The organism is Clostridium sp. MT-14, assembly GCF_042436595.1.
GTDB lineage: Bacteria > Bacillota > Clostridia > Clostridiales > Clostridiaceae > Clostridium_B > Clostridium_B aromativorans.
The window spans coordinates 1-14,873 of the sequence record NZ_JBHMIY010000049.1; the positions used below are offsets into that span (position 1 = coordinate 1).

Consider the following 14,873-nt stretch of genomic DNA (forward strand, 5'->3'; position numbering starts at 1 on the left):
GAAGAACAGTTGGTTCTGGTGTCGTAACTAAAATAGTTGAGTAATTTTTAAGGACTGGGTATCTCGACCTAGTCCTTTTGGAAATAATGAATTTTTACCTTTTATCTACGATGTTATTAAAGGTTTTGTTTAATGGGTTTTTAATATAATTGACATAAAAATTAAGTTGTGATAAAGTAAATAAGTAATGCATAATTTAAGAGTGTAAGTTTTTAAATGATTATATACTTGAATTATATACCAGGAGGTGTGAAAGTAGTGAGAGTAAAAGTAACACTGGCATGTACGGATTGTAAACAGAGGAATTATAATACAACTAAAAATAAAAAAAATGATCCAGATAGGCTAGAGATGAAAAAGTATTGTCCATTTTGTCGTAAACATACAGTTCACAAGGAAACTAGGTAGATAGAGAGGCATATATTAAAATATTTGAGGATGTGAATAAAATGGCTGCGCACGATGATGCAAAAAAAGTTAAAAAACAGGTCACACCTGAAGGCGGATTCTTTAATTTTTTTAAGGGATTGGTAGCTGAATTTAAAAGAATAACATGGCCCTCTAAAGAAGATTTAAAAAAGGTTACAATATCGGTTATAGTATTTTGTAGTATTTATGTAATAATTGTCGGGATAATAGATTTCGGATTTAATTCCTTAGCTAAAAACATTTTGAAATAAGAATAAAAAAAGGAGGCAGGGACTAAGTATTGTCCCTAGAATTATGGCAGATAAAGCTAAATGGTATGTGGTTCATACATATTCTGGTTATGAAAATAAAGTTAAAGCTAATCTTGAGAAAACTATAGAAAATAGAGAACTATATGATTGGATAGATGATGTTCAAGTACCTATGGAAGAACAAGTTGAGATCAAAGATGGCAAAAAGAAAATAACATTAAAAAAAGTATTCCCGGGATATGTTTTAATACATATGGTAATGACTGATGATTCTTGGTATATAGTTAGAAATACTAGAGGAGTCACAGGTTTTGTTGGCCCTGGTTCTAAGCCTGTTCCACTTACTGATGAAGAGGTAAAGGATATGGGAATCAATGAAAAACCCGTAAATATAGATGTATCAATAGGTGAAAATGTAAAGGTAAAATCCGGACCGCTTGAGAATTTTTTAGCTGTTATCCAAGAAATAAATACTGAAAAGAAAAAAATTAAAGCTTTAGTCAATATGTTTGGCAGGGAGACCCCTGTTGAGCTTGATTTTAATCAAATAGAAAAAATAGAATAAAGTTATAAAGGTAAAAGTTTTAAATAGGCGGAAATATTATTTTCGTATAATCATAATAGGAGGTGTATATTTATGGCTAAAAAAGTGGTAGGAATGATAAAACTTCAGCTTCCTGCAGGTAAAGCAACACCAGCCCCACCAGTTGGACCAGCACTTGGACAGCATGGTGTAAATATTATGGGCTTCTGCAAGGAATTTAATGCCAAGACTGCAAGTCAAGCAGGATTGATAATTCCAGTGGTAATTACTGTATATCAGGATAGATCTTTCAGCTTTATACTAAAGACTCCACCAGCAGCAGTATTACTTAAGAAAGCAGTAGGAATAGAAAGTGGTTCTGGAGTTCCTAATAAGACTAAAGTTGCAAAGGTAACTAAAGAACAGCTTAAGCAGATTGCTGAAACAAAAATGCCGGATTTGAATGCTGGTTCCATTGAGACTGCTATGAAAATGATAGCAGGTACTGCAAGAAGTATGGGAATAACTGTAGAAGAATAGGCGACTTAAATATGTGGGAGGCAAGATATGCCGTTAATACCACTAAGGAGGATTTGAAATGGGAAAAAAATATAAAGAAAGCGTTAAACTTATTGACAAAAGTGCATTGTATGCGCCATCAGAAGCTATTGAACTTGCTGTAAAGACATCTAAGGCGAAATTTGATGAAACTATAGAATTGGCCTTAAAGCTTGGGGTAGATCCGAGACATGCAGATCAGCAGGTTAGAGGAGCAGTAGTTTTACCTCATGGAACTGGTAAAAAAGTTCGAGTATTGGTATTTGCTAAAGGCGCCAAAGTTGAAGAAGCTCAAAATGCGGGAGCTGATTATGTTGGATCAAATGAGTATGTTCAGAAGATCCAAAATGAAAATTGGTTTGATTTTGATGTAGTTGTAGCTACACCTGATATGATGGGAATTGTAGGTAGATTAGGTAGAATACTTGGACCTAAAGGATTAATGCCAAATCCAAAATCCGGTACGGTTACATTCGATGTTGTGAAAGCAATAGAGGAAATTAAAGCAGGTAAGGTTGAGTATAGAGTTGATAAAACTTCTATAATTCATGTTCCTATAGGAAAGAGTTCTTTTGAACCGCAAAAATTATTGGAAAATTTTCATACGTTAATGGAAGCTGTAGTAAAAGCAAAACCTGCAGCAGCTAAAGGACAATATTTAAAGTCTGTAGTATTATCAAGTACCATGGGTCCCGGAATAAAAATAAATTCTGCAAAGGTCCTTGAATAAAAATATTGACTTAAATAATCAATTCGTATATAATACTAACAGTTTAATAAGTAAATACTCCGTAGACGATAGGTGCAAAAGCATAACGGGAAGCCCGACCTATTCAGGATTCCAATATAGAGTTATTTGGTCTCTCTGTGTCTAAGGGGAGGCTTTTATTTATGCGTTATGAAGTTAAACTGTGAGGAGGTGTGGATACACAGTGGGAAAAAATAGAGAATTAAAGGAAGCTAAAGTTAAAGAAATTGAAGAAAAGATGAGGAAAGCTCAGAGTATAATATTTGCTAAATACCAGGGGCTCACTGTAGAAGAAGATACAAAACTCAGAAAAAATTTGAGAGAAGCAGGTGTGGAATATAAAGTTTTTAAAAACACACTGGCTAAGTTAGCTGCGAAAGAATTGGGATTTGATGAAGTAGAAAATATTTTTTCAGGGCCAGTATCGACAGCATTTGGATATGATGATCCGGCTGCACCGGCAAGAATTCTCAACGATTTTTCAAAAGATCATAAGATGTTGGAGCTAAAAGGTGGAGTTGTTCAAGGAGAAATATTTGATATAGATAAAGTTAAACAACTTGCTACGATACCACCTAAAGATGTTCTTATTGCAAAATTACTTGGAAGTTTCAAGGCTCCATTATCAAATTTTGTATATTTATTAAATGCAATTTCAGAAAAACAGAAATCACAGGAAGATTAATTTAAAGAAATTTTGGAGGTGTTCATTAATGAGTAAAGAAGAGATCATTCAAGCTATAAAAGAGATGAGTGTTTTAGAATTAAATGAATTAGTAAAAGCATGTGAAGAGGAGTTTGGAGTAAGTGCAGCAGCTCCAGTGGCGGTAGCAGGTGCAGGTGGTGCAGCAGGTGCTGCAGATTCGGCAGAGGAAAAAACTGAATTTGATGTGATACTTAAAGCAGTAGGACAAGAAAAAATAAAAGTTATAAAGGCAGTTAGAGAAGTAACAGGATTGGGATTAAAGGATGCAAAAGGTTTAGTTGATAGTGCTCCTAAACCAATAAAAGAAGGAGTAAGTAAAGAGGATGCTGATGCTTTAAAAGCTAAGTTTGAAGAAATCGGAGCTGAGATAGAGTTAAAGTAGAAATTCAAGATACTCACATAAAGAGGTACTTTAGTTTAAAGTGCCTCTTTATTGTTTCAAGAATATTTTTGTGAAATTATGAAAATTTATTATTGACAAATTATATGTATTATGGTAACATGATAAATTGCATTGATTAGTTGCAGAATTAATGTAAAATGTATTATATATAGAATAATTTGAATTAATTACAAAAAAAAGGTTATAATAGTTTGATGGCAATAATAAGTCCATAAACATACATATACGAATTAAATGAATGTTTTTGGTTATTTTTAGTTTATACAAGGGGTGAAAATCAATGGTACATCCTGTCCAGGTTGGTAAAAGAACAAGAATGAGCTTTTCCAGACTTAAAGAAATAGGGCATATGCCTAATTTAATTGAGGTACAGTTAGATTCTTACAATTGGTTTTTGAAAGAAGGCTTACAAGAAGTATTCGATGATATTAATCCTATTCAAGACTATACTGCAAACCTTAATTTAGAGTTTGTGGGATATAAATTAGATATGGATAATATCAAATATTCTGTAGAAGAGTGCAAAGAGAGAGATGCAACTTATGCAGCACCTTTAAAGGTGAAAGTAAGATTACTTAATAAGGAAACCGGTGAAGTTAAAGAACAGGAAGTTTTTATGGGAGACTTCCCTCTGATGACAGAACAAGGAACTTTTATAATTAATGGAGCGGAGAGAGTTATAGTCAGTCAGCTTGTAAGATCTCCAGGTGTATATTATGATGTATCTGTTGATAAAACGGGTAAAAATCTTTTTTCTTCAACGGTAATACCCAATAGAGGAGCTTGGTTAGAATATGAAACTGATTCTAATAACATAATATATGTGAGGATAGATAAAACCAGAAAATTACCTATAACTATTCTTGTGAGAGCTATGGGATATAGTACGGATGCAGAAATCACTAATTTCTTTGGAGAGGATGAAAGATTAAAAGCTACAATCGAAAAGGATAATACTAAGACACATGAAGAAGCATTGCTTGAAATATATAAGAGACTTAGGCCAGGAGAACCACCTACAGTGGATAGTGCTCAGTCACTTATTGAATCCTTATTTTTTGATCCTAAAAGATATGATCTTTCCAGAGTGGGAAGATATAAATTTAATAAAAAATTAGCACTTTATATTAGAATAACTAATCAAATATCAGCGCAAGATGTGGTAAACCCACAGACTGGTGAGATATTTGTACAAAAAGGCGAAAGAATAAGTAGAGAAAAAGCTATAGAGATTCAACAATGCGGAGTAAATATAGTAGATATTCAAGTTGAGGATATAATTCTTAGAGTGATAGGCAATCATTTTGTAGACATACGTAATTTTGTTAATTTTAACATAGATGATTTAAACATAAAAGAAAGTGTACATTATCCTACATTAAAGGAAATTTTGGATAATTACAGTGATGAAGATAGCGTAAAGGAACAGATATCAAAGCATATTCATGATTTAATTCCCAAACATATAATTAAAGATGACATTTATGCTACGGTCAGTTATGAGTTAGGATTGACTTATGGCATTGGCAATGTCGATGATATAGATCATCTTGGGAATAGGAGACTTAGATCAGTAGGAGAATTACTTCAAAATCAATTTAGAATAGGTCTTTCAAGAATGGAGAGAGTAGTTAAAGAAAGAATGACCATACAGGATCAGGAGGTTATAACACCTCAGGCTTTAATAAATATAAGGCCTGTATCGGCAGCTATAAAAGAATTTTTTGGAAGCTCTCAGCTTTCTCAATTCATGGATCAGACTAATCCACTTTCAGAACTTACTCATAAAAGAAGATTATCAGCATTGGGACCCGGGGGACTTTCCAGAGAGAGAGCTGGCTTTGAGGTGAGGGATGTTCACCATTCACATTATGGAAGAATGTGTCCAATAGAGACACCAGAAGGCCCAAATATAGGACTTATTAATTCTCTTGCATCTTATGCAAAAGTTAATGAATATGGTTTTATAGAAACTCCTTATAGGAAAGTAGACAAAAAAAATAAAAGAGTTACCAATGAAATTGTATATATGACAGCAGATGAAGAAGATCAGTATTTGATAGGACGGGCGAATGAACCTATAGAAGAGGACGGCAGTTTTATAGATAACAGAATTACGGTTAGGGATAAGGAAGATGTTATTGTAGTACCAGCGGAAGATGTTGATTATATGGATGTATCTCCAAGACAGTTGGTTTCAGTTGCAACTGCTATGATACCATTTCTTGAAAATGATGATGCAAGCCGTGCGCTTATGGGATCCAACATGCAAAGACAGGCGGTACCTCTTTTGAAACCTCAGGCACCCATTGTGGGAACAGGTATTGAATATAAAGCAGCTGTGGATTCAGGAGTACTTCCAAAAGCAAAAAATTCAGGTGTAGTTTCTTATGTATGTGCCAATGAAATAAGGGTAAAAAGGGATTCTGATGGAGGAACAGACATTTATAGACTTCTCAAATTCCAAAGATCTAATCAGGGCACATGTATAAATCAGAGACCTATAGTTGAAAATGGTGAAATTGTTCAAAAGGGAACAGTTCTAGCGGATGGACCATCCACGGATCTAGGCGAAATAGCTCTTGGTAAAAATATCAGAATGGGTTTTACTACCTGGGAAGGATATAATTACGAAGATGCCATGCTTATATCTGAAGAATTGGTAAAAAAAGATGTATTTACTTCAATCCATATTGAAGAATATGAATCTGAAGCCAGGGATACAAAACTTGGGCCTGAAGAAATTACCAGAGATATACCAAATGTAGGAGAAGATGCATTAAAAGACATAGATGAAAGAGGAATTATAAGAATAGGTGCTGAAGTGAGAGCCGGAGATATACTAGTGGGGAAAGTAACTCCTAAGGGTGAAACCGAACTTACGGCAGAAGAAAGGCTTTTGAGAGCTATATTTGGAGAGAAAGCCAGAGAAGTAAGAGATACTTCTCTTAGAGTACCTCATGGTGAATCAGGTATAATTGTAGATGTGAAAGTATTTACAAGAGAAAATGGAGATGAGCTTTCACCGGGGGTCAATAAGCTTGTTAGATGTTATATAGCTCAGAAACGTAAAATATCTGTTGGAGATAAAATGGCAGGTAGACATGGTAATAAAGGTGTTATATCCAGGGTGCTGCCGGAGGAAGATATGCCTTTTTTACCAGATGGTAGACCTTTGCAGATATGCTTAAATCCACTTGGAGTACCTTCTCGTATGAATATAGGTCAGGTGCTTGAAGTCCATCTTGGGTTGGCTGCCAGTGAGTTAGGGTGGCATATAGCAACACCAGTTTTTGATGGGGCAAGAGAAGAAGATATAATAGCCTGCCTCAAGAAAGCAGGTTATAGAGAAGATGGGAAGACAATATTATATGACGGTAGAACAGGGGAACCATTTAATCGGCCTATAACCATAGGATATATGTACATTCTAAAATTGGCACATTTAGTTGATGACAAGATTCATGCAAGATCCACAGGACCATATTCTCTTGTAACTCAGCAGCCTTTAGGCGGTAAAGCGCAATTTGGAGGACAGAGATTTGGAGAAATGGAAGTATGGGCTTTGGAAGCATACGGTGCAGCACATACTCTTCAGGAAATACTGACAGTTAAGTCTGATGATGTAGTTGGAAGAGTTAAAACTTATGAAGCTATTGTAAAGGGTGAAAATATACCAGAACCTGGTGTACCAGAATCCTTTAAAGTACTTATAAAAGAATTACAGGCTCTATGCTTGGATGTGAAAGTATTAAATGATGACAATGAGGAAATCAAACTTAAAGAATCTGTAGATGATGAAATGGAAAGTTTGGATGTTAATATAGAGGGAAATGAAGATTTTGCAGCATCGTCTCAAGATAATTACAACAGAAAGAGTCAAGAGGATCACGGTAATGAGAACGACGGTAATGAGAACGATGATAATGATGAGAAGAACAACGATGAGGATGCCAATAATGACACTGACGAAGGCTTGGATTTGAATTATGAGGATTTGAATTTAGATGATCTGGGAATAGATGATTTTAATGATGAACATTAGGAAGGGAGGATGTACCCTTGTTTGAATTAAATAATTTTGATGCACTACAGATAGGTTTAGCTTCACCGGAGAAAATAAGAGAGTGGTCAAGAGGTGAAGTAAAAAAGCCTGAGACAATAAATTACAGGACATTAAAGCCTGAGAGGGATGGTTTGTTTTGTGAAAGAATTTTTGGACCAACTAAGGACTGGGAATGTCATTGTGGTAAATATAAGAGAATCAGATACAAAGGCATAGTTTGTGACAGATGTGGTGTTGAGGTAACTAAGGCAAAAGTTAGACGTGAAAGAATGGGTCATATAGAACTTGCGGCTCCAGTATCGCATATATGGTATTTTAAGGGAATACCATCCCGTATGGGACTCATTTTGGATATGTCACCAAGAGCATTAGAAAAAGTATTGTATTTTGCATCATATGTAGTTTTAGAGCCAAAAGCAACTCAGCTTTTAAAAAAACAGCTCCTTACAGAAAAAGAATACAGGGAAGCCGTAGATAAGTATGGAGAACAAAATTTTGTTGCAGGTATGGGAGCAGAATCTATCAAAAAGCTTCTGGAAGAAATAAACCTTGATGAACTATCTGCAGGATTAAAGGAAGATTTGAAAAACAGCACAGGTCAAAAAAAGGTAAGGATAATAAGAAGGCTTGAGGTAGTTGAATCTTTTAAGAAATCAGGCAATAAGCCAGATTGGATGATTATAGATGTTATACCTGTAATACCACCGGATTTGAGACCTATGGTACAGTTAGATGGAGGAAGATTTGCCACATCGGATTTAAATGATCTTTATAGAAGAGTTATAAATAGAAATAATAGGCTCAAAAAATTATTGGATTTAGGAGCACCGGATATAATAGTAAGAAATGAAAAGAGAATGCTTCAGGAAGCAGTGGATGCTCTTATAGATAATGGAAGAAGAGGAAGGCCAGTGACAGGACCGGGTAACAGACCATTAAAATCATTGTCTGATATGCTTAAAGGAAAACAGGGAAGATTTAGACAGAATTTACTTGGCAAACGTGTGGATTATTCTGGACGTTCTGTTATAGTAGTTGGACCTGAGCTCAAAATGTATCAATGTGGGTTGCCTAAGGAAATGGCTTTAGAACTATTTAAACCATTTGTGATGAAAAAGTTAGTTGCAAGTGGTTTAGCCCATAATATTAAAAGTGCTAAGAGGATGGTGGAAAGAGTTCAGACTCAAGTATGGGATGTATTAGAAGAGGTAATATCAGATCATCCAGTACTTTTAAATCGTGCTCCAACCCTCCATAGATTAGGAATTCAGGCCTTTCAACCTGTACTTGTAGAAGGTAGAGCTATAAAACTTCATCCACTTGCTTGTACAGCATACAATGCGGATTTTGATGGTGATCAAATGGCAGTACATGTCCCACTTTCAGTTGAAGCCCAAGCCGAAGCCAGATTTTTAATGTTGGCTGCCCATAATATATTAAAACCTTCAGATGGGAAACCAGTAGTAGTTCCTACACAGGATATGGTACTTGGATCCTACTATCTAACAGCGGAAAAAGATGGCGCTGTGGGAGAAGGCAGGATGTTCTGCTCACCTGAAGAAGCGATAATGGCGTATGAGTTAAGGCAAATAGACATTAATGCCAAGATAAAGGTAAAGATGAAAAAAGTTAAAGATGGAAAATACTTTAGTGGGATAATTGATACTACTCCTGGAAAAATAATATTTAATGAATCTATACCGCAGGATTTAGGATTTGTAGATAGAAGTATACCTGGAAATGAATTTAAATTAGAAATTGATTTTCTTGTAGCTAAGAAAAACCTAGGTAAAATAATAAATAAATGTTATATGAAACATGGAGCTACTCAGACATCTATAATGCTCGATAAGATAAAAGCCAGAGGGTACCATTATTCAACTATAAGTGGTATTACTGTTTCCACTTCAGATATGGTGGTTCCTGATGCTAAAAAGAGACTTCTGGATGAATCGGATCAGGCTGTTGATAAGATAGAAAAAATGTACAGAAGAGGATTTATATCTGAAGAAGAGAGATATCAGAGAGTAATAGAGAAATGGACTAAAACCACGGAAGATGTAGCTGATGCGCTGATGGATAATCTGGATAAATTTAACCCGATATTTATGATGGCTGATTCAGGGGCAAGAGGATCTAAGAGTCAGATTAAGCAGCTTGCAGGTATGAGAGGACTTATGGCAAATCCTTCGGGGAAGATAATAGAACTTCCAATAAGATCCTCTTTCAGGGAAGGATTGGATGTACTTGAATATTTTATATCCACCCATGGTGCAAGAAAAGGTAATGCAGATACTGCTCTAAAGACGGCAGATTCAGGATATCTTACTAGAAGGCTCGTAGATGTGAGTCAGGATGTTATAGTAAGAGAGGAAGATTGTGGTACTCATGAAGGCTATGATATAACAGAAATAAAAGAGGGAAATGAAGTCATAGAGAGTTTGTCAGAAAGGCTTACAGGAAGGTATTCTGCAGAAGATATTAAGGATCCAAAAACAGGCGATGTGTTGGTATCAAGAAACACTTACATGGATTCCGAAATGGCACATAAAATAGAAGATGCGGGTATAAAGAGAGTAAAAATCAGATCCGTATTTACTTGCAGATCTCGACATGGAGTATGTGCTAAGTGTTATGGTATGAATATGGCTACAGCCAAGAAAATTGATATTGGAGAATCAGTGGGGATAATAGCGGCACAGAGTATAGGAGAACCTGGTACACAGCTTACAATGAGAACTTTCCACACTGGTGGAGTTGCTGGATCTGATATAACTCAAGGTCTTCCAAGGGTTGAAGAATTATTTGAAGCTAGGAAACCAAAAGGTTTGGCAATAGTAAGCGAGGTTTCAGGAACTGTAAAGATGGAAGAAACGAAAAAGAAGAGAAGTGTATCTGTAATTACGAGTACAGGAGAAGAAGTAGTCTATGATATACCATTTGGATCGAGACTTAAAGTGTCAAATGGCGATGTAATAAGTGCTGGCGATGAAATAACAGAAGGGTCTGTGAATCCTCATGATATATTGAGAATAAAAGGAGTTCAGGGCGTTAAAAATTATCTTCTGTCAGAAGTCCAAAAAGTTTATAGACTACAGGGCGTTGACATAAATGATAAACATCTTGAAGTGGTGATAAGGCAAATGACAAGAAAGATTAAGATAGAAGATTCGGGAGATACAGAATTATTGCCTGGAACTATGATTGATATGTTTGATTTTGAAGATGAAAATGCTAAAGTTGAAGCAAATGGTGGAAAGCCTGCTCAGGGAAGGGTAGCACTTTTGGGTATAACCAAAGCGGCTTTGGCAACAGAATCATTTCTTTCGGCGGCTTCATTCCAGGAAACTACAAGAGTCCTTACAGATGCAGCTATAAAAGGTAAGACGGATCCGCTTTTAGGATTGAAGGAAAATGTAATTATAGGTAAACTTATACCTGCGGGAACTGGAATGACTAGGTATAGATCTATAAAAATCAATACTGAAAATGAATCTGCGGATCAAAAATTAGAGAATCAACAAGAAGCTTGATAATTATTGACATAATAATACTAAAATGATAAAATACATCTGTATGTTTTTAAAGAGACAAGGTTTTAACATACCTTGTCCCTCAAATTATTATTAGGAGGGAATGGAAATAATGATTTACAGGCTTGCAGGAAATAAAGTTGTTGGTGTAAAGCAGACAGTTAAAGCTATAAAAAATAATAAAGCTAAAACTGTATATATAGCTAAAGATGCTGATGATAAACTTATACAGTCAGTAAAAGTATTAATTGATGATAATTCCCAGGAAGTAATTTATGTAGACACCATGAAAAAATTAGGAAAAATGTGTGGCATAGATGTAGGTGCCGCTACAGCAGCTATATTAAAGGATTAATTTTATAGTATAAAAAAGCTTTCAATAGTAATTAATATAAATTGTGACTTTATTAATAATTTATCTATTTTTAGAAGGAGGTGTAAACATGCCAACAATAAGCCAATTAGTTAGAAAAGGCAGAAAGACAATAAGCACAAAATCAACAGCACCAGCATTAAAAGAATGTCCACAGAAAAGAGGAGTTTGTACAGTAGTAAAAACTACCACTCCTAAGAAGCCAAATTCTGCACTTAGAAAAGTTGCAAGGGTTAGACTGGTAAATGGTTATGAGGTAAGTGCATATATACCAGGTATAGGACATAACTTACAAGAACACAGTGTTGTACTCATAAGAGGAGGAAGAGTTAAAGATCTTCCAGGTGTTAGATATCACATAGTTAGAGGAACACTGGATTCAGCAGGAGTTACTGACAGATTGCAGGCAAGATCAAAATACGGTGCTAAAAAACCAAAACAAAAATAATTTCAATAAATTAAGTTGATGGAGTTAGTGCAATGTCTTCAGCGTTTATATATATTTTATGAAATTTTGCAGAAGTACAAAGCACTTTACGGCTATTTATAGTCGAGTACCGATGAACTTAAATTTTAATTGTTAAGGAGGGAAGAAAAGTGGCAAGAAAAGGACATATAGGAAAAAGGGATGTATTACCAGATCCAGTATACAATAGTAAGGTTATTACAAAGTTAATAAATAATATAATGGAAAATGGTAAAAAAGGGGTAGCTCAAAAGATATGCTATAGTGCCTTTGACATAATTGCTAAAAAAACCAATAAGGAACCTATGGAAGTTTTTGAGGCAGCCATGAACAATATAATGCCTCTTCTAGAGGTAAAAGCAAGAAGAATTGGTGGTGCAACATATCAGGTCCCAATAGAAGTTAGACCGGAGAGAAGGCAGACTTTGGGGATAAGATGGCTGCTTATAGCATCAAGAAAACGAGGAGAAAAATATATGAGAGAAAGACTTGCTTCAGAATTGATGGATGCAGCGAACAATACAGGTGCAGCCGTTAAGAAGAGGGAAGATACTCATAAAATGGCTGAAGCCAATAAGGCTTTTGCACATTATAGATATTAATATAAAAAACTGTTTTGGTATTTTTACTAAAGCAGTTTTATAGAATTTTAAATTTACACTTGCGAGGAGGAAAATTAAGTGGGAAGAGAATATCCGCTAGAGAAATTCCGTAACATAGGAATAATGGCACACATAGATGCTGGAAAAACTACTACTACGGAGCGTATACTTTTCTATACAGGAAGAACTCATAAAATAGGCGAAGTACATGATGGCGAAGCGACTATGGATTGGATGGCACAAGAGCAAGAAAGAGGAATAACTATAACTTCAGCGGCTACTTTTTGTAAATGGAAAGGATATGCAATAAATATAATAGATACACCAGGGCACGTGGATTTTACTGTAGAAGTTGAGAGATCACTTAGAGTACTTGACGGTGCAGTTACTGTTTTAGACGCTAAGAGCGGAGTTGAACCACAGACAGAAACTGTCTGGAGACAGGCAGATAATTATGGAGTACCAAGATTAGTTTACGTAAATAAGATGGATTCAATAGGTGCAGATTTTTATATGTGTATAAACACTTTGAGGGATAGACTCCATTGTAATGCAGTACCTGTTCAAATTCCAATAGGTGCAGAAGATGAATTTAAAGGTATAGTAGATCTTATAAAAAATGAGGCAATAATATATGAAGATGATTTGGGAACAGTAATGGATGAAGTTGCTATACCTGATGAATTGAAAGATAAGGCAGAAGAGTATAGGACCCAATTGATTGAAGCAGTGGCTGAGCTCGACGAAGATCTGATGATGAAATATTTAGATGGAGAGGAATTGACAAATGAAGAGTTGATAGCTGGGATTAGAAAAGGTGTTATTGCAAATGAACTGGTACCAGTTTTATGTGGATCATCATATAAAAATAAAGGTGTACAGCCAATGATAGATGCAGTAGTTGATTTTATGCCATCACCTCTTGATATACCACCTGTAAAAGGAAATGATCCTGAAAGCGGTGAGGAAATTGAGAGAAAAGCTGATGACAATGAGCCGTTGTCTGCACTTGCATTTAAAATTGCTACAGATCCATTTGTAGGAAGATTGGCCTTTACGAGAGTTTATTCAGGAATTATGAAAAGTGGTACTTATGTATATAATTCTACAAAAGGTAAAAAAGAAAGAATTGCGAGACTTGTAAAAATGCATTCTAATCATAGACAGGAAGTTGATGAACTCCGGGCAGGAGATCTTGGAGCTATAGTAGGACTGAAGGATACTACTACAGGTAATACTCTCTGTGATGAAGATAATCCAATTGTACTTGAAAGTATGGAGTTTCCTGATCCAGTTATAGATGTGGCAATAGAACCTAAGACCAAAGCTGGTCAGGAAAAAATGGGAATAGCTCTTGCAAAACTTGCAGAAGAGGATCCGACATTTAAGACTTATACAGATCAAGAAACGGGTCAGACCATTATAGCAGGTATGGGAGAACTTCACTTGGAGATAATTGTGGATAGGCTGCAGAGAGAATTTAAAGTGGATTGTAATGTAGGTAAACCTCAGGTTGCATATAAGGAAACTATTAAAAAAACAGTTAAGGCAGAAGGTAAATTCATAAGACAATCAGGGGGACATGGTCAATATGGTCATTGCTGGATAGAGATGTCGCCTTCAGAGGAAGGATATGCATTTGAAAATGCCATTGTGGGAGGAACTATTCCAAAGGAATATATTGCGCCAATTGACAACGGAATTCAAGAGGCTGCAGAAAGTGGTGTAATTGCAGGATATCCTGTTATAAACTTTAAAGTTAAGTTGTATGATGGTTCATATCATGATGTGGATTCCTCAGAAATGGCCTTTAAGATTGCTGCATCTATGGCATTTAAGAATGCTATGAATAAAGCAGATCCGGTTTTGCTTGAACCAATGATGAGAGTTGAAGTTACAGTTCCAGAAGAATATATGGGAGATGTAATGGGTGATATAAATTCCAGAAGGGGAAGAATTGAAGGTATGACTCCTAGAGCAGGGGCTGAAATTATAAAATCTTTTGTTCCGCTTTCTGAAATGTTTGGATATGCTACTTCACTTAGATCAAGAACACAGGGTAGAGGTGTCTATACTATGACATTTGATCATTATGAAGAAGTACCAAAGAGTATTCAAGAGAAAATTACAGGAGAGAGAAATAGTTAATTTAATTAATATGTTATTTGTTAGGAGGAAGAATAATGTCAAAAGAGAAGTTTGAAAGGACGAAACC

General features: G+C 35.4%; 13 protein-coding genes. All 13 read left to right on the forward strand.

Going from position 1 to position 14,873, the window contains the following annotated elements; genetic code table 11:
- Positions 1–258: 258 nt before the first annotated feature.
- Positions 259–408: a 50S ribosomal protein L33 gene (rpmG, locus tag ACFHWD_RS19480; protein WP_150355438.1), complete on the forward strand. Its 150-nt coding sequence runs from the start codon at positions 259–261 to the stop codon at positions 406–408.
- Between the two features lie 41 nt (positions 409–449).
- Positions 450–680 carry a preprotein translocase subunit SecE gene (gene secE / locus ACFHWD_RS19485; RefSeq protein WP_150355440.1) on the forward strand — a complete coding sequence of 77 codons (231 nt, stop codon included), beginning with the start codon at positions 450–452 and terminating at the stop codon, positions 678–680.
- A gap of 43 nt (positions 681–723) precedes the next feature.
- Entirely contained in the window at positions 724–1,245 is a 522-nt protein-coding gene (gene nusG, locus ACFHWD_RS19490) for a transcription termination/antitermination protein NusG (protein ID WP_179978371.1), read from the forward strand.
- Between the two features lie 72 nt (positions 1,246–1,317).
- Positions 1,318–1,743 carry a 50S ribosomal protein L11 gene (rplK, locus tag ACFHWD_RS19495; RefSeq protein WP_150355436.1) on the forward strand — a complete coding sequence of 142 codons (426 nt, stop codon included), beginning with the start codon at positions 1,318–1,320 and terminating at the stop codon, positions 1,741–1,743.
- Between the two features lie 58 nt (positions 1,744–1,801).
- Complete coding sequence (rplA, locus tag ACFHWD_RS19500; protein WP_150355435.1) at positions 1,802–2,491, forward strand: 50S ribosomal protein L1; 690 nt, start codon at positions 1,802–1,804, stop codon at positions 2,489–2,491.
- A 202-nt stretch (positions 2,492–2,693) separates the two neighbouring features.
- On the forward strand, positions 2,694–3,194 hold the full coding sequence (gene rplJ / locus ACFHWD_RS19505; RefSeq protein WP_150355434.1) for a 50S ribosomal protein L10: 501 nt from the start codon (positions 2,694–2,696) through the stop codon (positions 3,192–3,194).
- A gap of 28 nt (positions 3,195–3,222) precedes the next feature.
- Positions 3,223–3,597 (forward strand): 50S ribosomal protein L7/L12, encoded by a 375-nt coding sequence (gene rplL / locus ACFHWD_RS19510; protein ID WP_150355433.1) that lies wholly within the window; start codon positions 3,223–3,225, stop codon positions 3,595–3,597.
- 301 nt (positions 3,598–3,898) lie between these two features.
- A complete protein-coding gene (gene rpoB, locus ACFHWD_RS19515) occupies positions 3,899–7,663 on the forward strand; it encodes a DNA-directed RNA polymerase subunit beta (protein WP_378062880.1) in 3,765 nt (1,254 codons plus the stop codon).
- Positions 7,664–7,680: 17 nt separating this feature from the next.
- Positions 7,681–11,217: a DNA-directed RNA polymerase subunit beta' gene (gene rpoC / locus ACFHWD_RS19520; protein WP_150355431.1), complete on the forward strand. Its 3,537-nt coding sequence runs from the start codon at positions 7,681–7,683 to the stop codon at positions 11,215–11,217.
- A 112-nt stretch (positions 11,218–11,329) separates the two neighbouring features.
- On the forward strand, positions 11,330–11,572 hold the full coding sequence (locus tag ACFHWD_RS19525; RefSeq protein ID WP_150355439.1) for a ribosomal L7Ae/L30e/S12e/Gadd45 family protein: 243 nt from the start codon (positions 11,330–11,332) through the stop codon (positions 11,570–11,572).
- 88 nt (positions 11,573–11,660) lie between these two features.
- Positions 11,661–12,038 (forward strand): 30S ribosomal protein S12, encoded by a 378-nt coding sequence (gene rpsL / locus ACFHWD_RS19530; RefSeq protein WP_150355430.1) that lies wholly within the window; start codon positions 11,661–11,663, stop codon positions 12,036–12,038.
- A gap of 149 nt (positions 12,039–12,187) precedes the next feature.
- A complete protein-coding gene (rpsG, locus tag ACFHWD_RS19535; RefSeq protein WP_150355429.1) occupies positions 12,188–12,658 on the forward strand; it encodes a 30S ribosomal protein S7 in 471 nt (156 codons plus the stop codon).
- A 78-nt stretch (positions 12,659–12,736) separates the two neighbouring features.
- The gene (fusA, locus tag ACFHWD_RS19540) at positions 12,737–14,806 is read left to right on the forward strand and encodes an elongation factor G (protein ID WP_150355428.1); all 2,070 of its coding nucleotides are present in this window, start codon (positions 12,737–12,739) and stop codon (positions 14,804–14,806) included.
- Positions 14,807–14,873 lie beyond the last annotated feature (67 nt).